The organism is Chryseobacterium wanjuense, from assembly GCF_900111495.1.
Classification (GTDB): Bacteria; Bacteroidota; Bacteroidia; order Flavobacteriales; family Weeksellaceae; genus Chryseobacterium; species Chryseobacterium wanjuense.
On the sequence record NZ_FOIU01000001.1, the window covers coordinates 2,210,559 to 2,230,068 of the forward strand.

Sequence of the window (19,510 nt, forward strand, 5' to 3'; positions counted from 1 at the left end):
TAAACACCCGTTCAATAGACATCTTCATAAATTTTAACAATATTTTATAGATAAAATATTAAAATTAAATTTTTATTAAAAAATTATCAATATATATAGAAATTATTTATTATCTTTAAGTACAATTTTAAAACTATTGCTATGTCAAATATATTAGCTGGATTATTTGAACATCACAGCGATTACAAGAAACTTGAAACCGATCTTGAAAACTCCGGTTTCGAAAATTCAGATTACATTGTATATCTTGATAACGGACAGCACAATGCTCAGTATCTGGCAAGTGTAGCTGTAAAAGATAATGTCCAGACGGACAATGCAAAAAATATTTTTAATCAAAATTCTGTTTTAAAGACATTTTTATTTGAAAATATGAGTATCGAACAGGCTCATTATGACAATCTAAAAAGATACATTGACGCAAGATGCAAAGCTGAAATTCATAACAGTCCCGATGTAAAGATTAGAAATTCTAATCACGGCATGGATTCCGCTGAAGTAAAATTTTAAACAAATAATGATAAAAAATTAATAACCGGAAATCCGTAGAACGTTCTACGGATTTTTTTGTTGTTTGAAAAGTCTAAAAATTTTCGTATTTTCGTTTAATTATAGGCTTTTACACAAATGAGTTACGACTTAGAACAAGAAAACAAAGAGATCCTCGCAAGATATAAGGATCTGATTTCGAATACATACCGAACTTTGAGTGAGGAAAACAACAAACTCATCCGAAAAGCATTCGATATCGCGTTAGACGCACACAAAGACCAAAGAAGAAAATCTGGTGAACCATATATTTACCATCCTATTGCTGTAGCCAAAATTGTAGCAACGGAGATCGGTTTGGGAGCTTCCTCCATTGCCTGTGCACTTTTGCACGACGTGATCGAAGATTCCGATTATACCTATGAAGATTTAAAGAAAATTTTTGGTGAAAAAATAGCCAATGTCGTGAATGGACTGACCAAAATTTCCATCATGAATCACCAGAATATTTCGGTACAGTCTGAGAATTACAGGAAGCTGCTGCTTACTCTTTCCGAAGACTTCAGGGTTATTTTAATTAAAATTGCAGACCGTCTTCACAATATGCGTACCCTGGAAAGCATGGCGCCGGACAAGCAGAAAAAAATTGCCTCCGAAACCGTTTATATCTATGCTCCGATGGCGCACCGTCTCGGTTTATACAACATCAAATCTGAGCTTGAAGACTTATCTTTAAAATATAATAATCCGGAGGTTTACAACGAGATCACAGAAAAACTGGAACTCGCAAAAGAAAGCCGTGAAAGGTATATTGAAGAGTTTAAAAAAGAGGTTTCCGAGAGACTCAATGAAGAAGGGTTGAACTTTAAAATCAAAGGGCGTGCAAAGGCCATTTCTTCGATTTACAGAAAAATGTTGAAGCAAGGGGTATCTTTTGAAGAAGTTTTCGACAATTACGCGATCAGAATCATCTATAAATCAGATGCTAAGAATGAAAAATTCCTGGCCTGGAAAATTTATTCGATCGTAACGGATGTTTACCACAGCAACCCTTCGAGAATGCGAGACTGGATCACTCAGCCGCGTTCAACAGGCTACGAAAGTCTACACCTAACCGTTCTCGGCCCCGACAGAAAGTGGATCGAAGTACAAATCCGTTCCGAAAGAATGGATGAAATTGCAGAAAAAGGGGTTGCCGCCCACTACAAATACAAGGAAGGGTACAAACAGAGCTCTGAGGATAGAAATTTTGAAAACTGGGTAACAGAAATCCGTGAGGTTCTTGAACAGCAGCAAAACCTTTCTACATCGGAACTTTTGGATAATATTAAACTTAATTTATATTCAAAAGAGGTTTTTGTATTTACTCCGAAAGGGGAAATTAAAATTTTGCCGACCAATGCAACGGCTCTCGATTTTGCTTTCGCCGTCCATTCTGACTTGGGAATGAAGTGTTTAGGTGCAAAAATCAACGGAAAATTAGTTCCGATTTCTTATGTTCTTCAAAATGGAGATCAGGTGGATATTTTATCTTCCCAAAACCAAAAACCAAAATCCGACTGGCTTGAATTTGTTGTCACATCGAAAGCTAAGTCGAAGATTAAGAGCTATTTAAACTCACAAAAAAATCAACTGGTTGAAGAAGGAAAAGAAATCTTACAGAGAAAACTTCGTCATGCAAAAATTAATTTCAATGATGATGAAGTGAACAAACTTCAAAAATTCTTTAATCTTAAAACTTCACAGGAACTCTACTTAAAATTCCAAAGTAACGAATTGGATGCAAGTAGTTTAAGAAAATATATTGAAAGTAAAAACGTATTCAATAATTTACTTTCGAGATTCAGAAAATCTCCGACGAAAAATACCACTTTTGTAGAACCGAAAGAGCAAAATCTGGATATGATCGTCTTCGGAAAAGACGAAGAAAAACTGAATTACAGCTATGCAAAATGCTGTACAGTGATTCCGGGAGACAAAATTTTTGGTTTTATCACCATTTCAGACGGTATTAAAGTACACAGCGACAATTGTCCGAATGCGATCAACCTTCGGGCACAGTACGATTACAGGGTGATTCCTGCAAAATGGGTAAATGCAGAAAGCTTCAAAAACAGAGTAAAAATCGAGATTGAAGGCTTGGACAGAATGGGAATGATCAATGATATTACGACCGTTATCAGCGGTGCAATGGGAATGGATATGAAAAGTATGTCGATTGAGTCAAACGACGGAATTTTTACAGGAACTATTAATCTTGAAGTAAAAAATAAAAGCCAATTGGAACAAACATTTAAAAAACTTAATGATATTAACGGGATTTCAAGAGTCAGACGATTACAATCTTAGAACATGAATTTAACGCTATATTTTAAAAAGTTTTTCAGCAGCAGTCAATCTTCAGGGATTATCCTGATTTTCTGTGTATTAATTTCATTATTAATTGCAAATTCTTCTGCTGCAGGAAGTTTCCAGGCATTTTTAGACAAAGAAGCCGGGATCGATATTTTTCATCTGAAATATCCGGTAAGCATCTGGATCAATGATGGTTTAATGGCCGTTTTCTTCCTTTTGGTAGGCTTGGAAATCAAAAGAGAGCTGGTAGAAGGTGAGCTTTCATCTTTCAAAAATGCTTCTCTACCGATCTTTGCTGCGATTGGGGGAATGGTTGTTCCGGCTGCTATTTATTCAGCTTTTAATTTGGGGACGACGTACAGCAACGGTTGGGGAATTCCGATGGCGACGGATATTGCTTTTTCTTTGGCTATTATTTCCATGTTGGGCAAAAAAATTCCGAATGCTATTAAAATTTTCCTTGCTGCATTGGCTATTGTGGATGATTTGGGAGCCATTTTAGTAATCGCAATATTTTATACAGAACAAATTCATTGGACGTATATTTTCCTATCTTTAGGAATCACCGCTTTATTATTTTTATTTAATTTTTTAAAAGTTAAGAAAATAGTTTTCTATATTGTTCCCGGACTGTTTTTATGGTATTTCCTACATCATTCGGGAATTCATGCTACGATTGCCGGCGTTTTGTTAGCATTTACAATACCGACTAATGTTTCTGATGTAGAAATTTCACCACTGGAAAAACTGGAGCACAAACTTCATTTTCCGGTAAGCTTCCTGATTATGCCGATTTTCGCATTAACGAATACCAATATTACGTTTAATGAAGGGATGATTTCAGGATTAACAAGCAGTTTAGGTTTAGGAATTATCGGGGGACTGATTTTAGGAAAACTGATTGGAATTAATCTGTTTTCATTGCTTGCTATTAAATTGAAACTTAGTTCATTACCTCAAAACAGTTCCTGGATGCATATGTTAGGAGTTGGATTTTTAGCAGGTATTGGTTTTACGATGTCAATTTTTATCGCTTTGCTTTCTTTCAAAGGAGAAATTGAAATTCAGGATGAGGCGAAATTTGCGATTTTAATTGCTTCTTTTTTAGCCGCCGTTTTAGGTTTTATAATTTTAAAAGTAAGCTCTAAAAATCAAGCAATTGAAGAGGAAAATTAATCTTTTTTCTCTTCTTTGTTAAATTTCCATATATGTTCTTCATCGCTTTCAAGATTGGGCTCAGCGCTTTGGGCGTGATAATTCGTGGCTTCTTTTTTAAGCTGGTCGGATAATAGTTTTTCGATTCTCAGCTTTCGGATGGCCATATTCAATTCATTTCCGAAAAGGAGAAGATATACGTTGACATTCACCCAAACCATCAGAAGAATCATACTTCCAATTGATCCGTAAAGAACATTGTAACGCGCTATATTTTTAACATAAATAGCAAATCCATAAGTAGTTACAACAAATAAAACGGTGGTAAGAATAGCTCCCGGAACAGCTTGTCTGAATCTTGTGATTCTTACCGTTCCCAGCCAATAAAACAATGCCAGAAGTATAAAATAAAATAGTGGAAAAGAGACAAATCCGATGATTTTAGAAAGGTTGTCAGCCAGCCAGGAGACATCATAAACCGGCGTAAATAGCTTTAAAACCACTTCTGAATAATATACTCCAAAAAGCGTTAAAAAGACGATCGTGATAAACCCGATGGTGATAAAAAATGAAAGAATGAATTCTTTGACATCAGTCATTTTTTCGTCTGTATTTTCGTTGAATCCGTTAATGATGGAAAACGTTCCGTTAGTCGCGAATACCAATGCTAAAACGATAGTCAAATTACTGATTCCCTTCATATTAGGAATAATATTCGTTTCAATATACCCTCTCACATCACCTTCTATATTGGATGGAAAAACATTGTGCATCAATACCTCAAAAATATAAAACTGAAGCTTGTCATAATGCGGCATATACGGCAAAACAGACAACAGGAAAAGGAGAAAAGGGAATAAACTGATCGTGAAACTCCATGAAATGGCGGCAGCTTTTCGTCCGATATTTCCTTTAAAAATTCCGGAAATATAGATCTCGAACATCTGCCAAAGCGATATTCCCAACACCGGAATATGAATATCGTCAAAAAACTCTTGAACCTTCAAGATAAATTTAGGAAGTTTTATGCCCATTTTACTTTAAATATCAACTATTCATCCAAGTTTTTAGAATTTACCGAAAATGACAAAAAAGAAAATAATTGTTTTCATCCTTTTGGTGTTCCTACAAAAGTAATGATTTTTTTTAGTTTTAAAATTAGCTTTAAAAGTCCGTGCATTATGACTTTCTTTAATTTATGAATATCTTTGCTTAAAACATTGTAAGACAGAAAATGCAGATCAATTTGCTTTGTATCGGGAAAACGGATGATAAAGAAATCACTTCTTTAATCAATTATTATCTTAAACGCCTGCCCAAACACTGGAATTTTACCATCGTCGAAATTCCTGATGTGAAAAATGCTAAAAACCTTTCTCCTGATCTTTTAAAGAAAGAGGAAGCCCGGTTGTTTCTCAATTATATTGATAAAAATGATCTTGTCGTCATTCTGGATGAAAAAGGAAAACAGTTTACAAGCCGTGAATTTGCCCAAAAAATTGACGTTTGGATGAATTCTTCAGTAAAAAAAATTCACCTTTTAATTGGTGGAGCGTATGGATTTTCAGAAGAGATATACAGCAGGGCAAATGAAAAAATGTCACTCTCTACAATGACTTTCACCCATCAGATGATCCGGTTGTTTATTGTTGAGCAAATCTATCGTGCCGATCAGATTTTACAGGGCAAACCTTATCATAATGATTAATGTAAGTTTCAAATAGTTTCGGGTCGGCTTTGCCGACCCGAAACCTATCGGTCTATTTAAAAATCTATTTTTTCACTTCACATTTCGCATAATGTTCAAAAAGCAAAGGCTTTTCATATCCCAGGCTGACAGCTTTATCCAAGCTTGCACAAGCTTCTTTGGGCTTTGCGGTATCAAACAAAATTAATGCTTTATTCACGTATGCCTGAGCAAATTTCGGGTCAATAGAAATTGCTTTGTTCACATCGGCAAGTGCTTCTTTGTTTTTCTTTAATTTATAATATACATCGGCTCTTCCGCTGTACAAAAGAGATTCCGGTTTTTCGGCAAGTAATTGATTATAATCTTTCAAGGCACCTTCCAGATCACCGCTGTTTTTCTTAAGATTTGCTAAACCTGTTCGGGCATAGATATTATCAGGAGCAAAGCTTAAAATTTGATTTAAATCTTTTGCGGCAAGATCTTTTTTACCCAGGTTTTCGTAAACTTTCGCTCTTGTCAGATACATCTCTGCATTTTCAGGCTGTAACTGAAGACCTTTATTGAGATAATCCAGAGCGGCCTGCTTATTTCCTTTCTGACTGTGAATAGAGCCTAAATTGGCATATACAGCCGCAGACATAGGGTTTGATTTTAAGGCAGATTCATACGATTTAAAAGCTAAAGAAGTTTTTCCCAATCTTCTCTGCGCCGTTCCTAAATTGTTGTAATATTCCGACTGAAGCTGCTGGATTTTTTCGCTCTGAGCCAATTTCGAATACTGTTCCTCAGCACATTTGTAGTCTGCTTTCTGAAAGCATTCTTCGGCGACTTTTTTGTCTTGTGCGTGAAATGGTAATGAGGAAAAAGCGAGTACTAGAAATAATAAATGTTTTTTCATGTGGTTATTTTTTGCTTATTGATTACTTTTTTGGCGAGTGCACCGAAAATCACTCCCAATAAAGTACCAACAAACGCCCCCACCAAAATATCTATCGGGAAATGCACTCCTAAATAAATGCGGCTATAAGAAACAACTACAGCCCATACAAATATAGCATAAGGAAACCATTTAAGGTTATTTTTTAATAAAATAGTTAAATAAGTTGCCAAAAAGAACGTATTGGAAGCATGAGCGGAATAAAATCCGTACTGCCCACCACATTTTACGATTCTCATGTGATGCTCAAGAGTTGGGTCATGACAAGGTCTCAGTCTCTCTATGCCATGTTTGAAAATACCGGCCACCTGATCAGAAACCGTAACACCGATAGCTACAAATATTAATATAAAAACTAACGATCTTAGTTTATAATTTTTGAATAAAAAATAACAGAATATAATGTAAAGCGGAACCCAGATCCACGTACTGGAAATCAGCATCCAGAACTGATCAAAAGAAGAGCTTCCCAAATTATTGAGAAACAAAAAAGCTTTCTTATCCTCCAGAATTATTTCTTCCATCGATTATCTGCTTACAGGTCCTTCGTAAGTTTCATCTTCGGAAGGCTTTGGTTTTGGAGGTTCATTCGATGCCTGTGGTTCGGTAAGAATATCTTTTTGGATATCTTTCATCGGATTAAAATCTTTCGCAGCATCCTTCACTTTCTCTATTTCACGCTTGATCTCAGAAACAGGATTATCTGTTTCCTTCAAGATCTCAGTTTTAATATCTTCCACTGCGCCACGCATTTTTCTTACACCTGATCCCAGATCACGCGCAATTTGAGGAAGTTTATCCGGTCCGAATAATACAACGATCGCCACAGCAATCAGTGCCATTTCTCCAAAGCTTAGTTCCATTTTGTAAAATTACGAAAGATTATACAATTGTATGATGTTATATATTAATTTTAAACAAATTTTAAGAAAAGGGGTCGAGTTTCGGGTCGCAGGTTTTGGAGATACGAGGTTCGAGTTGTGGGTTGAAAGGTTGGGGGATTTTAAAGTTTCTCTGTTTTTTAGGAGCTATTTCCAGCTTTCCACTGTATCTTTTGAGTTACGGCCTCCGCTTTGCTCCGGCCGCAACTCAAAAGGATGCCGTTGCAATCTGGGCTAGGGTTTTTGTCGACTCATCAATTTCTGAATTTGATTGAACTTTATTTGCCATTCTGGAAGGATCGCAACAACAAAATTCGAAAACCCTTCGACTGCTTCGCGCTCAGGGTGACACTGGCAAATTATTTCGATTAGCTGAAACGTTTATTATTAGAGAAGTTTGTCATCCTGGAAGGATCTCAACAACCAAGTTCAAAAACCCTTCGACTGCTTCGCGCTCAGGGTGACACTGGCAGATTATTTAGATTAGCTGAAACGTTTATTATTAGAGAAGTTTGTCATTCTGCAGGATCTCAACAACAAAATTCAAAACCCTTCGACTGCTTCGCGCTCAGGGTGACACTGACAAATTACTTCGATTAGTTGAAACGTTTATTATTAGAGAAGTTTGTTATTCTGGAAGAATCTCAACAACAAAAATTCAAAATCCTTCGACTGCTTCGCGCTCAGGGTGACACTGGTAAATTATTTCGGATATCTGGGACGCTAAGTATTGACGACAAACGTGGTGGTAAAATTATTATTCGACTTGAAGTTCATTGAAAAAATTCATCATAATTTAAATAACAATTAACAAATACTTAATTCACGTCAAAATGATTTAACTTAACTTTCCATTCATTAAAAGATGACAAAAACTTAATAATATATTCTTTCAAACATTATATTTCCAACAGAACGGGACATCAATCTGATGCCCCGTTTTGCATTTTATTCTATACTATCTTTCTTCGGATGTTTTTTCTGAAAAGCGTAATACGTAATCACCACACTGATCGCCATTAAAATAAAAGCCAAAAAGAACGGCGCGCCGGAAAACTTAAACGGAGCTTCATCATGCGTGAAGAAGTAAAATAAATTCGTCATCATCGGAGGTCCGACAATAGATGTTGCACTCATTAAACTCGTCAATGCCCCCTGCAATTCTCCCTGCTCGTTGGAAGGTACACTTTTCGTAATGACCGACTGTAACGCAGGTCCGCAAATACCGCCTAGACAATAAGGAATTAAGAATGCAAACATCATCCAACCCTGCGTAGCAAAGGCAAAAAGCAACATTCCGACAGCGTAAAGTGCCAATCCGTAATAAATACTTTTTTGTTCGCCCAGTCTCGGAGTAGTCCATCGAATCAAGCCTCCTTGAACGATTCCTACCAATAATCCCACAACACCTAAAGAAATTCCTACCATTCTCTCCGTCCAGTTGAATTTATACATAGTAAAGAAGCTCCAGTTACTCTGAACTGCGTGTCCTGCAATGTAAATTAAAATTAATGAAACAATTAATCCGGAAATTTCGGGATGTTTACCTAAAAATTTAAATGAACCTATCGGGTTTGCTCTTTTCCAGTTAAATTCCCTTCTTTTGTCTTTATCCAAACTTTCCGGAAGGATGAAATATCCGTAAAGGAAATTCAGTAAACACAATCCGGCTGCAGCATAAAAGGGAACTCTGGCTCCATAATGGCCTAAAACTCCACCCAAAACAGGTCCAATAATGAATCCGAGGCCAAAAGCAGCACCAATTAAACCAAAATTTTTAGCTCTGTCTTCATCTGTAGAAATATCGGCAATATAAGCACTCGCCGTAGTCACGCTGGCTCCCGTAATGCCGGCAATCACCCTTCCCAGGAACAGCCACCAGATTGTCGGTGCTAAAGCCAGGAAAATATAATCTACCGCAAATCCGAAAAGTGAAATCAGAATAATAGGTCTTCGTCCATATTTGTCACTTAAGTTTCCGACAACAGGAGAGAAAATAAATTGTGTAAATGCATAAGCAAATCCCAACCAGCCCCCATATTTAGCAGCTTCACTTATGTCACCATGAATAAGTTCTTCAATAAGTTTCGGAACCACCGGAATGATGATACCCCATCCCGTAATATCAATCAGTAATGTAATAAATATGAAACCAATAGCGGCCTTTTTCCTAGAATTTTCCATAGTTGTGCAAAAATAGTCAAATCGGAAAAAATAATGATTCTAAATTATTAATTGGGTGTTAATTTTGTTGCTGGTTTTTAGTTTTTGGTTGCTTATGGTTTTTGGTTAGGATTATTAAACTGTTTCATTTTTGAGTTGAGATCCTTCGACTGCTTCGCGCTCAGGATGACATCTCTAATACTAAGCGTTCCAGATATCCGAAATAATTTGCCAGTGTCATCCTGAGCGCGAAGCAGTCGAAGGATTTAATTTGTTTTTTTAAATGGAAAAATTGTGTTTAGATTCTTCCAAAATGACAAAATGCAGATTTTTCTGATTGGAAGTTTGAAAACTAAATACTAAACCAGCGACGAGAAACTATCAACAAAATTCACAACCAACAAAATCAAGCACAAAAAAAGCCTTTCAGTGTTGAAAGGCTTTTTTTCTTATTTATTGTAGTAAACTTTATTTTGAAGCAAGTACTTCTTTGTTTGTAGTCGACTTACCGTGAACATCTTCTTCCTTACCGGTTTTTAAGAAGTCGTAGGCAATTGCCGATGCTACGAAGATCGATGAATAGGTACCGAATCCGATACCGATTAACATTGCAAACATGAATCCTCTTAGGTTGTCTCCACCAAAAATGAAGATCGCCAAAATTACAAGGATTGTTGTAAATGAGGTGTTGAATGTTCTACCCAACGTACTTGAAATAGAGTCATCGAACAACCCAGCCAAAGTGATGGATTTCTTTTCTCTCAGATATTCTCTAATTCTGTCGAAGATAATTACCGTATCGTTGATTGAGTATCCCAATACCGTAAGGATCGCAGCGATGAAATCCTGATTGATCTCCATGTTGAAAGGCATATACTTGTGAAGCAATGAATAAGCTCCCAAAATGATTACCGCATCATGGAATAGAGACGCAACCGCACCAAGAGAGAACTGCCATTTTCTAAATCTCACCAAGATGTAGATAAAGATCATTCCCAATGCCGCTAAAACCGCATAGATCCCATGAATCTTAATATCATCGGCCACAGAAGGCCCTACTTTTTCAGAAGAGATGATTCCTGCGTGGTCTTTATCTGCTGATTTGAAGTCTTTCAACGTCATATTTGCAGGTAAGTTTGTTTTTAACCCTTCAAATAATTTTTGCTCGATAATCTGGTCAGCTTTTAAAGATTCGTCATCGATCAGGTAATCTGTAGAGATCTTTAGCTGTCTGTCGTTTCCAAAAGTTTTAGCTTCAACAGAAGAGTTTTTACCGTCTTCAGTTTTGAATGTCGTTACTAATTTTTCTTCAATATCATTAACATTGATATTTTTATCAAATCTTACCACGTAGTTTCTACCTCCCGTAAAGTCGATACCGTATTTGAAACCGTGTGTAGCAATCGAAATGATACAAACCACTGTAAGAACTGCAGAGAAGATATAAGCATATTTTCTTTTTCCGATAAAATCGATCCAAGTATTTCTGAATAGATTTTTCGTAGCCGGAGTCCAGACAGAAAGTCCTTTTCCTTTATTTAATCTTGAGAAGATCATTACTCTCGAAAGCAATACTGACGTGAATAATGTCATCGCAATACCGATCATTAGTGTCAATGCAAAACCTTTGATAGGTCCCGTTCCGAAGAAGAATAATACAACAGCCGTTAAGAAAGTCGTGGTGTGACCATCGATAATTGCATTCAATGCATGTTTGAAACCATCTTTATATGCTTCAAGAATACCTTTTCCGGCGAATAGCTCTTCTTTTGTTCTTTCATAGATAATAACGTTCGTGTCGACCGCGACCGCCATCGTAAGAACGATACCCGCGATACCTGGAAGCGTAAGCGTAAAGTCTCCCGAATCCATGATACCGAAAATATAGAACAAGTTGATAATCATTGCAATAACAGCATAAACACCTGCTCCACCATAATAGAAGATGATATAAACGATAATAATACCGAATGCGATAATGAATGACATTAAACCTGCATCAATAGACTCCTGTCCTAAAGACGGACCTACAACCGTAGCCTGAACTACTTTTGCACCTGCCGGTAATTTACCCGCTCCTAAAACGTCTACCAATTCCTTAGCTTCTTCCTGAGAGAAGTTACCGGAGATCTGAGTTCTACCGTTAGGAATAGCATTTACAACGTTCGGTGCAGTGTATACTCTACCGTCAAGTGTTACAGCAACTGGTTTACCTACGTTTTTCTCTGTTAATGTTTTCCATTCTTTAGCACCTTTAGAATCCATCTGCATGTCTACTACTACTCTGCTCAGCTCATCATAGCCGATGCTTGCAGATTCAACAGCACCGTCTACAGGAGCTTTCTGATTGATGTTACCTCTGATCGCATACAATACCAGACTTTCAGAGTCTGTAGCTTCAGGTTTGTAACCCCACATGAATTGTGTATATTTAATGTTAGCCGGACGTAATGACTGAGCTACTTTGCTGTTTAAAATTTTGTTTACAACAGCTGTATCAGACAATTTTACGTTGGCAACACCATTGGTTCTTAATTTGTCAAGGTGTATAAGATTCATGAAGTTTACGTTTTTCGCAACTCCCATAGAATCGCCTTTAGCAGCCACGATAGACGTTAATGTCTGGAAATATGGCGCTATTTCAGGAACTTGTTGTACTTCCCAGAATTGAAGTTTTGCAGAAGTCTGAAGCATTTTCTTCACCTTATCGATGTCTTTCATACCAGGCATTTCTACAGAAATTCTAGCTGTACCAGGTACTCTCTGAACGTTTGGCTGGATAGCTCCCAACTTGTCAATTCTCGTTCTGATTACCTCAAAAGCTGTTCCTACAGACGCATCGATTTTTCTTTTAACAATGCTTTTTACCTGATCATCAGGCGTATTGTACTTTACCTCAGTAAGTGTTGTATTTCCGAAAATTTCCGGATCTGCCAACTTCAGGTTTGTACCTTTAGCTTTGTTAATTGCATCGAACTGGTCGAAAAAGTTGTCGATGTAAGATTTTGTAGAATTCTTCTGAACTTCATCCGTTTTGTTTAAAGCCTCGATAAGGATCGGGTTCGTAGAATAATTTGTTAAATCATTCACAAGATCTCTTTGGTTGATCTCCAAAAGAACGTTGATCCCACCTTTCAAGTCAAGACCAAGTTTCATTTCCTTGTCTTTGGCTTTAGTGTAATAAAGTTTAGTGAATCCCAGATTCAGTGTATCCTTAGAAAGTTTTGCAATTTCTTTCTGATACTTCTCCGGATTGTCTCCTGCAATAGCAGTCGCCTGCTTTTCAATTTTGCTGGCGTACCATGTTGGTAATAGCTCGTTTAAGCAAATCAACCCTAGTACAATAGCAACAATTGTAATAAGTCCTTTTCCTTGCATTTTGTTATAACTACGTTAAATTAAGTCGGCAAATATAATCATTTTCTTGTATTTTATGAATTTTTAACAACAGAAATCATTTATTTTCAGATATATCGGCATTCTTATTTTTATTTCAGATTTAATAATTTTTTCATGGTATTGTAATGAATTTTTCAATGTTTGATTGGTATGAAATTTTCATTCATGTTTAATACACTAAATATCAAAATATTATGAAAAAACTACTTTTTACAGCAAGTATTTTTTCTTCCCTGTTTATTAATGCCCAAAGCATTAGTCTGGAAGAATTTGCTACCGGGCTTACTGCCCCAGTTGAGATTGTAAATGCCAATGACAGCAGAATGTTTGTCGTACAGCAAAACGGGATTATTAAAATCGTACAGCCGAACGGAACTGTAAATCCAACTAATTTCCTGAATATCAGCTCAAAAATCACTTACGGAGGCGAAAGAGGTCTTTTGGGACTGGCATTTCATCCGCAATACTCGACCAACGGGTATTTTTTTGTGTATTATAACGACCTGGACGGTAATGTAACAGTCGCCAGATACACCCGAAGTTCAAATCCGGATGTTGCAGATCCGGCCACTGAAAAAATTATTATCAACCAGTCGAAACCGTTTGATAATCACAATGGAGGAAGCATTCATTTTGCGCCGGATGGTTATTTGTGGATTGTTACGGGTGATGGAGGAAGCGGCGGCGATCCCAATAATAATGCCCAAAACAAAAATTCTCTTTTGGGAAAATTGTTAAGATTAGACATCAATTCTACCGGGCCCTACAATATCCCACCCGGAAATCCTTTTGTAGGCGTGGATGGAGCGGATGAAGTCTGGGCTTACGGATTGAGAAATGCCTGGAAATTTAATTTCGATACCGTTTCCGGGAATGTGATGATTGCGGATGTAGGTCAGGGACAATATGAAGAAATCAACCGTGTTCCGCTGACACAGGCTGGAGTCAACTATGGGTGGAGATGTTATGAGGGAAATAATGCCTACAATACTGCCGGATGTGCTGCTCAATCGACCATGACATTTCCGGTTGCGGTGTATGATCATTCCGGAGGAAAATGCTCGATTACAGGAGGTTATGTTTACAGAGGAGCGCAATTTCCTGTCTTACAGGGAAAATATATTTTTGCTGACTATTGTTCTACACAGATCGGTATCTTAAATCCGAATAATTCAATTACCTGGTCACCGGCATTTTCAGGAAATAATTTTTCAACTTTCGGAGTGAATAATCAAAATGAATTGTTCGTCGCAGCAGTAAATAACGGAAAAATTTTCAGAGTGACTACAACCAGCTTAGGAACTCAGGAAAACGAAAACCTTGCTGAAATAAAAGTTTATCCGAATCCTGCATCTAAAAAAGTTTTCATAGAAGGCTTAAAAGACAAAAATATTTCCGTTGAAATCATCAATTTTGAAGGAAGAAGAATACTAGAATCAGTAAAGATAGAAAATGATAACAGTATTGACATATCGGGAATTCCAGCGGGAGTTTATTTTATTAATTTAAAATCAGGAAACCTGAAATCTTATAGCCAGAAATTGATTATTAAGTAAAATTCTTACATGTAAATTAATTTCACTTAATGAAATCCTTCGACTGCTTCGCGCTCAGGGTGACACTGGCAAATTATTCCACTTAGTTGGAATGCATAGTATTAGCGGTGTCACTCTGAGCGCGAAGCAGTTGAAGGATCTATAAAGTGTTACATCTAATATCTAAAATATTTTAACCCAAATTTTTAAAGCCTCAATCAATTCGGTTGGGGCTTTTTTAAGAAATATAAAATTAAAAATATCGGTACAATTATTATTAATCTTACAATTAAAGAAAATCTTTCCACCTCATTATCCATCAATACATTTGGTATTAAAGAAACCAATCCCAACGAAATACTGAAAAAGATAATTTCTAAAGTTGATAATTTTCTCGTTTTTTCTTTTTTAATAGTAATTTTTGAGCTTAAGATCCAAAAAACCAACAACAGGATCATAAAAGGAAATGACCAGATTCTATAGGTATCATATGCAATGGCATGAAGCAATAAAGGAATGAATGAAACCACCATCAATAAAAGAAACAACTGAATATTTTGTTTCAGTTTAAATTCTTTAAAAATCATCCACAAAGAAAAAAGTATCGGAATTCCATACAAGATGGTTGCTCTAGAAAAAAATAATCTTTGGATAAAACTTCCGCTCTCTTCTTTAAAATAATAAGTGAAACTTTTCGTGTAAGCCGATGCCACGGAATCTGCAGCTTTTTCAGAAATAAAAGGTATTTCCTTTAAATAATTAAAAATAACAGAAAAGTAATTTTCACCATTCCATTCCTGATACAAAGTGACGGAAATTGCAGTAAAAAATGGCAATATCAGAAATACCACCAGCTTTTTTAAAATATCCGCTGAAAATATATTTTTTAATGAAAATTTTTCAACCCCAATTTCTGTCACCACAAGCGCAAAACAACTTACCGGCAACATCAGGAAGAACGAAACTTCATGTATCAGTATACAAATCGCTGCAATAGCCGATGATAAAAGAATTTTCTTTTGTTTAATAAAATAAATGACTAAAATTGTCAGTAAAAAAATGATATGGTCTAAATATCCGATCAGGTGAGCGGAAAACACAATGTATTGAGAAAGAAAAAAGATTAAGAAGAAAAATATCCTGTAAAAACTATTTTCCTGTTTAAATGTTTCTTTTACAGCAATTATAAACACAGAAACATACAGTAAAAACAATATTACAGCGGAAAGAATTAAAATATTAAATTCATTCTTCTCAAAAATCCATCCGAAAATTTCCCCAGCCAGTCCTCTTTTGATAAACCCAAACCTGTAATCCAGCATCCAGTGTGCTTCGGACCAGTCATTGGGAAACCTTATCGTTTTTAAAACACTGAAAACAAGTGCATAAAGATAAAGTAAAACCAAGAGAACCTTCCTGTTCATAGACCTAGATCGTCATTGAGAAAATTCTCGTTTCCGGTTTGTTTCTCATCATTCTAAGGTCGAAAACCATGGCTACATTTCTTGTAAAAGCCCTTCCTTTTTCCGTAATTTTTATCTGATTATCATTAATTTCCACCAACTCGTCTCTTTCCATTTCCTGCAGCATTTCAAAAGCATTTTCCAGCTCAGGGAAAGAATTGTTTACGTCAAAAGTGGTTTCCAACTGACACATTAGATTCAAAATATGTCTTCTTACCATAAGATCTTCTTCGTTCAGAATATGACCTTTTACTACAGGAATTTCGCCCTCTTCCACCATTTTTTGATACTCTTCCACTGTTTTCACATTTTGTGCAAAAGCGTACCACGAATCTGAAATGGCAGACATTCCCAGACCGACCATCAGTTGGGTCTTGCTGGAAGTATAGCCCATGAAATTTCTATGTAATTTTTTATGAATTAAAGACTGGTACAGATCATCGTGTTCCAAAGAAAAATGATCCATCCCTACTTCAATATAGCCTAGATTTTCCAGTAATTTTTTACCGTCTTCGTACAAATGGCGCTTTTCTTCACCACTCGGAAGGTCATTTTCGTCAAAGCCTCTTTGCCCGACTCCTTTTACCCACGGAACGTGCGCGTAAGAATAGAAAGCCAGACGATCCGGTTTCAACTCCATAGTCTTGCGAATGGTGTGCTCCATCGCTTCCCAGGTCTGATGCGGAAGCCCGAAAACAAGGTCATGACTGATTCCCCTGTACCCGATTTCTCTTGCCCATTCCGTCACTTCTTTTACCTTTTCAAAAGGCTGAATTCTGTTGATGGCCTTCTGAACCTTCGGATCATAATCCTGTACCCCAAAACTTACCCTTCTGAAACCAAGATCAAATAACGTCTGAAGATGTCCCCTCGTTGTATTGTTCGGGTGACCTTCGAAAGAAAACTCCTGATGCTCAGCGATCTCAACTGTTTCAAAAATACCTGTCAAAAGTTTTTTAAGATTCTCCGGAGAGAAGAAAGTCGGAGTTCCACCTCCTAAGTGAAGTTCTTTCAGCTTCGGTTTTTCGTCAAACATTTTAAGATACAGCTGCCATTCTTTCAACACACTTTCCAGGTACGGAATTTCAACACTGTGCTGTTTTGTAATGCGCTTATGACACGCACAAAACGTACATAAAGCTTCGCAGAAAGGCAGGTGAATATAGATAGAAATCCCCTCTTCTGCATTACTCTCCTTAAAAGTCCTGATCACACTTTGCTTCCATTGCTCCGGTGAGAATGAAGTTTCATCCCAATACGGAACGGTAGGATAAGAAGTGTAACGAGGGCCGGGAATGTTATATTTATCTATTAAAGAATTCATTTTTGATTTAAAATTTTAACATGAACTCCACATGAATTCATTATGCAAAATTAAATATATCTTATGGATTTTGAACCATGAAATATATTAGGGTTTATTTTCGAAATTTATAATGAGTCTAAATACTTCTTCCGCAAATTTCTGTCCCAAATCGATATAACCTGCACTGTTGTAATGCCACGGATCGTCGCCGTAACCGTAATTTTTAGTTGAGCGGACGATCGCTGCACTTTTATCATTCAGCACAAATTTCTCCTGAGCATACTGCACCAGCTCGCCCATTTTCCAGACTCTGCCCGATTTGTCTTTCCCTGAATCTGAAATTTTTCCGATCACGACGGGAAGATCATCCGTCAACAAAGCTGCCCTCATTTGATTCATCAATATTTTTAAATGATCATAATACCGGTTGGCAATGGCTTCGTCATAACTTGCATCGCCTTCGCCCTGCATCCAGAGAATTCCGGACGGGACGATAAGGTCTTTTTTACCGTCTTTATCAATATCTGTTTCCGATAAAGCATTTTTTACGGTTTTTAAAAAATTATCATATTGATTTAAACCATTTAATCCTTGAAAATCTGCATCCCAGCAACCGAAATCTCCCTTTGCCAAGCTGTCAATTGAAGTTCCTTCTCTTGCGTATTTGATCAAGGCAATTTTATCGTTGGGGAAAAGTTCTTTCATTTTTTTAGCGAAAGATAACTCAAGTCCAAACCTGTCGGACAGCGTGTTGGTTTTTCCGTTTGACTTAAAACCGGTTCCGTTTCCCGGCTTTAAAACATCCCATTTTCCCAGTCCGCCATTCAAATTTCCGTCCGGAACAGAATTTCCCTGAAAAATATAAACATCTTTAAACGATTTTAAATCATTCGGAAGATCTTTATTAAAGCCAAAACCATTCATATTCCGATTGTCCGGCCAAAATAAACACCCGGATTTTTTGAGTATAAAATAAAGTTGGAATTAATAAAAAGAAGAATATTTTTAAGTTTTTCATTGGAAAATTTGTTCAAATTTAGCTTGAAGAAAGTTTTAATGGATATTATTTAGAAAGATATGTTCTATGAAGAAGATTTAGAATTTTAATTTCATCAAAGAAACTTTACCATTTCCGGCAAAAACAACTGTATTTTTATCTACCCATTCACAGACAAAAAATCCTTTTTCATCAGAAATTTTCTTCCATGTTTTTCCAAAATCAGAGGAATAACTGATATGCTGATCGCCAACGGAAATAATTTCTTGTCCTTTAGAATTCGGTTTAATTTTTACACAAGTCGTATACCCGGCATTTTTTCCTGATGCCTGAATCTGCCAAGTTTTTCCACCGTCGTTTGTGGTAGCGATATTATTGATGTTTGCATCCTGTTTTGTGTAATCCCCGCCGACAGCAATCCCGAATTTATCATCTGAAAAATCGATAGAATACATTCCCTGGGAAGATTCTCCCTGAACGAAAGGCGTCGTAAAAATTTCGAATTTTTCATCTTTTAAATTCATTCTTAAAATTCTGGAAGCTTTCCCTCCGGTCGCAATCCACAAATAATTTTTGGAGGAAGCAATATTGGTATTGCTTGCGGCAAATGCGGCCTCTCCTTCATTCAATGAAATATTATTTTTAAACATACTCCATTTTCCATTTCTAAAAACAGCTAATTTCAACTGATTATTTTTATCTGAATCGCTGAAAGTATAGGCAACCTGGTCATTTACAAAATGAAGTGCATCATAAAAAGCTGTTTTCACCGTATCTGTGAATACAATTTTTGATGTTAAGCTTTTTTTATCAATCTTAAAAAACTCAGCCGGACTTTCAATATTAATGGCATAAAACGAACTTTTATCCTGCGCCAATGTCCGAAACTGCAACTTCTTTTCAGATAATCTGATCTGTTTTTGATTTTTAGGATTTTTTAGGTCTACAAAACCGAATTTAGAATCCGTTCCGCTGTACCAGACCTTGTTGTCGTAGATTTCCAGAGCACGGATGCTTATTTTGTCATTTAAAATAGTTTCAAAGCTTTCTATCTGTTGAGAAAATGAAAATATTCCTAAGAATGAAAATAAAAATGGTAAAATCTTTTTCATAAGAACAAAAATAAAAAATCCACAGAAT

15 protein-coding genes are annotated in these 19,510 nt (G+C 36.4%); 5 read left to right on the top strand and 10 right to left on the bottom strand.

All coding sequences use genetic code 11. The features are described from left to right. Positions 1 to 141 precede the first annotated feature (141 nt). From BMX24_RS09845 to nhaA, 3 genes are all read left to right on the top strand, one after another. The gene (locus tag BMX24_RS09845) at positions 142 to 510 is read left to right on the top strand and encodes a hypothetical protein (RefSeq protein ID WP_089792042.1); all 369 of its coding nucleotides are present in this window, start codon (positions 142 to 144) and stop codon (positions 508 to 510) included. Between the two features lie 117 nt (positions 511 to 627). Further along, positions 628 to 2,838, top strand: coding sequence for a RelA/SpoT family protein (locus BMX24_RS09850; RefSeq protein WP_089792044.1), 2,211 nt, complete (start codon positions 628 to 630; stop codon positions 2,836 to 2,838). Between the two features lie 3 nt (positions 2,839 to 2,841). After that, positions 2,842 to 4,020 carry a Na+/H+ antiporter NhaA gene (gene nhaA / locus BMX24_RS09855; RefSeq protein WP_089792045.1) on the top strand — a complete coding sequence of 393 codons (1,179 nt, stop codon included), beginning with the start codon at positions 2,842 to 2,844 and terminating at the stop codon, positions 4,018 to 4,020. On the opposite strand, the gene BMX24_RS09860 is transcribed toward nhaA, so the two are convergent. After that, on the bottom strand, positions 4,017 to 5,033 hold the full coding sequence (locus tag BMX24_RS09860) for a YihY/virulence factor BrkB family protein (RefSeq protein WP_089792047.1): 1,017 nt from the start codon (positions 5,031 to 5,033) through the stop codon (positions 4,017 to 4,019). The two genes, nhaA and BMX24_RS09860, sit on opposite strands and share 4 nt — an antisense overlap. A gap of 200 nt (positions 5,034 to 5,233) precedes the next feature. Here BMX24_RS09860 and BMX24_RS09865 point away from each other — a divergent pair, with 200 nt between their 5' ends. Beyond that, the gene (locus tag BMX24_RS09865) at positions 5,234 to 5,707 is read left to right on the top strand and encodes a 23S rRNA (pseudouridine(1915)-N(3))-methyltransferase RlmH (RefSeq protein ID WP_089792049.1); all 474 of its coding nucleotides are present in this window, start codon (positions 5,234 to 5,236) and stop codon (positions 5,705 to 5,707) included. A gap of 64 nt (positions 5,708 to 5,771) precedes the next feature. On the opposite strand, the gene BMX24_RS09870 is transcribed toward BMX24_RS09865, so the two are convergent. The 5 genes from BMX24_RS09870 to secD form a co-directional block, all read right to left on the bottom strand. Continuing rightward, positions 5,772 to 6,587 carry a tetratricopeptide repeat protein gene (locus tag BMX24_RS09870; protein ID WP_089792051.1) on the bottom strand — a complete coding sequence of 272 codons (816 nt, stop codon included), beginning with the start codon at positions 6,585 to 6,587 and terminating at the stop codon, positions 5,772 to 5,774. Beyond that, positions 6,584 to 7,150, bottom strand: a complete 567-nt coding sequence (locus BMX24_RS09875) for a phosphatase PAP2 family protein (protein ID WP_089792053.1) — start codon at positions 7,148 to 7,150, stop codon at positions 6,584 to 6,586. The genes BMX24_RS09870 and BMX24_RS09875 overlap by 4 nt, the downstream gene beginning before the upstream one ends. A gap of 3 nt (positions 7,151 to 7,153) precedes the next feature. After that, the gene (locus BMX24_RS09880; RefSeq protein ID WP_089792055.1) at positions 7,154 to 7,489 is read right to left on the bottom strand and encodes a Sec-independent protein translocase subunit TatA/TatB; all 336 of its coding nucleotides are present in this window, start codon (positions 7,487 to 7,489) and stop codon (positions 7,154 to 7,156) included. Between the two features lie 966 nt (positions 7,490 to 8,455). Then, the gene (locus BMX24_RS09890) at positions 8,456 to 9,691 is read right to left on the bottom strand and encodes a TCR/Tet family MFS transporter (protein WP_089792059.1); all 1,236 of its coding nucleotides are present in this window, start codon (positions 9,689 to 9,691) and stop codon (positions 8,456 to 8,458) included. 447 nt (positions 9,692 to 10,138) lie between these two features. Beyond that, positions 10,139 to 13,048 carry a protein translocase subunit SecD gene (gene secD / locus BMX24_RS09895; protein WP_089792062.1) on the bottom strand — a complete coding sequence of 970 codons (2,910 nt, stop codon included), beginning with the start codon at positions 13,046 to 13,048 and terminating at the stop codon, positions 10,139 to 10,141. Between the two features lie 215 nt (positions 13,049 to 13,263). Here secD and BMX24_RS09900 point away from each other — a divergent pair, with 215 nt between their 5' ends. Next, the gene (locus BMX24_RS09900) at positions 13,264 to 14,625 is read left to right on the top strand and encodes a PQQ-dependent sugar dehydrogenase (protein ID WP_089792065.1); all 1,362 of its coding nucleotides are present in this window, start codon (positions 13,264 to 13,266) and stop codon (positions 14,623 to 14,625) included. 197 nt (positions 14,626 to 14,822) lie between these two features. Here BMX24_RS09900 and BMX24_RS09905 read toward each other — a convergent pair whose 3' ends face one another. The 4 genes from BMX24_RS09905 to BMX24_RS09920 form a co-directional block, all read right to left on the bottom strand. Continuing rightward, positions 14,823 to 16,028, bottom strand: a complete 1,206-nt coding sequence (locus BMX24_RS09905; RefSeq protein ID WP_089792067.1) for a hypothetical protein — start codon at positions 16,026 to 16,028, stop codon at positions 14,823 to 14,825. A 4-nt stretch (positions 16,029 to 16,032) separates the two neighbouring features. Then, the gene (gene hemN / locus BMX24_RS09910; RefSeq protein ID WP_089792069.1) at positions 16,033 to 17,391 is read right to left on the bottom strand and encodes an oxygen-independent coproporphyrinogen III oxidase; all 1,359 of its coding nucleotides are present in this window, start codon (positions 17,389 to 17,391) and stop codon (positions 16,033 to 16,035) included. An 87-nt stretch (positions 17,392 to 17,478) separates the two neighbouring features. Then, complete coding sequence (locus tag BMX24_RS09915; RefSeq protein ID WP_089792071.1) at positions 17,479 to 18,297, bottom strand: sialate O-acetylesterase; 819 nt, start codon at positions 18,295 to 18,297, stop codon at positions 17,479 to 17,481. A 171-nt stretch (positions 18,298 to 18,468) separates the two neighbouring features. Further along, positions 18,469 to 19,482, bottom strand: a complete 1,014-nt coding sequence (locus BMX24_RS09920; RefSeq protein WP_089792073.1) for a WD40/YVTN/BNR-like repeat-containing protein — start codon at positions 19,480 to 19,482, stop codon at positions 18,469 to 18,471. Between the last annotated feature and the right edge of the window lie 28 nt (positions 19,483 to 19,510).

What these genes read in the sequence shown, in the direction of transcription:
- BMX24_RS09845 (WP_089792042.1), top strand. Translation starts at nt 142, where the DNA reads ATGTCAAATATATTAGCTGGATTATTTGAACATCACAGCGATTACAAG.
- BMX24_RS09850 (WP_089792044.1), top strand. Translation starts at nt 628, where the DNA reads ATGAGTTACGACTTAGAACAAGAAAACAAAGAGATCCTCGCAAGATAT.
- nhaA (WP_089792045.1), top strand. Translation starts at nt 2,842, where the DNA reads ATGAATTTAACGCTATATTTTAAAAAGTTTTTCAGCAGCAGTCAATCT.
- BMX24_RS09860 (WP_089792047.1), bottom strand. Translation starts at nt 5,033, where the DNA reads ATGGGCATAAAACTTCCTAAATTTATCTTGAAGGTTCAAGAGTTTTTT.
- BMX24_RS09865 (WP_089792049.1), top strand. Translation starts at nt 5,234, where the DNA reads ATGCAGATCAATTTGCTTTGTATCGGGAAAACGGATGATAAAGAAATC.
- BMX24_RS09870 (WP_089792051.1), bottom strand. Translation starts at nt 6,587, where the DNA reads ATGAAAAAACATTTATTATTTCTAGTACTCGCTTTTTCCTCATTACCA.
- BMX24_RS09875 (WP_089792053.1), bottom strand. Translation starts at nt 7,150, where the DNA reads ATGGAAGAAATAATTCTGGAGGATAAGAAAGCTTTTTTGTTTCTCAAT.
- BMX24_RS09880 (WP_089792055.1), bottom strand. Translation starts at nt 7,489, where the DNA reads ATGGAACTAAGCTTTGGAGAAATGGCACTGATTGCTGTGGCGATCGTT.
- BMX24_RS09890 (WP_089792059.1), bottom strand. Translation starts at nt 9,691, where the DNA reads ATGGAAAATTCTAGGAAAAAGGCCGCTATTGGTTTCATATTTATTACA.
- secD (WP_089792062.1), bottom strand. Translation starts at nt 13,048, where the DNA reads ATGCAAGGAAAAGGACTTATTACAATTGTTGCTATTGTACTAGGGTTG.
- BMX24_RS09900 (WP_089792065.1), top strand. Translation starts at nt 13,264, where the DNA reads ATGAAAAAACTACTTTTTACAGCAAGTATTTTTTCTTCCCTGTTTATT.
- BMX24_RS09905 (WP_089792067.1), bottom strand. Translation starts at nt 16,028, where the DNA reads ATGAACAGGAAGGTTCTCTTGGTTTTACTTTATCTTTATGCACTTGTT.
- hemN (WP_089792069.1), bottom strand. Translation starts at nt 17,391, where the DNA reads ATGAATTCTTTAATAGATAAATATAACATTCCCGGCCCTCGTTACACT.
- BMX24_RS09915 (WP_089792071.1), bottom strand. Translation starts at nt 18,297, where the DNA reads ATGAATGGTTTTGGCTTTAATAAAGATCTTCCGAATGATTTAAAATCG.
- BMX24_RS09920 (WP_089792073.1), bottom strand. Translation starts at nt 19,482, where the DNA reads ATGAAAAAGATTTTACCATTTTTATTTTCATTCTTAGGAATATTTTCA.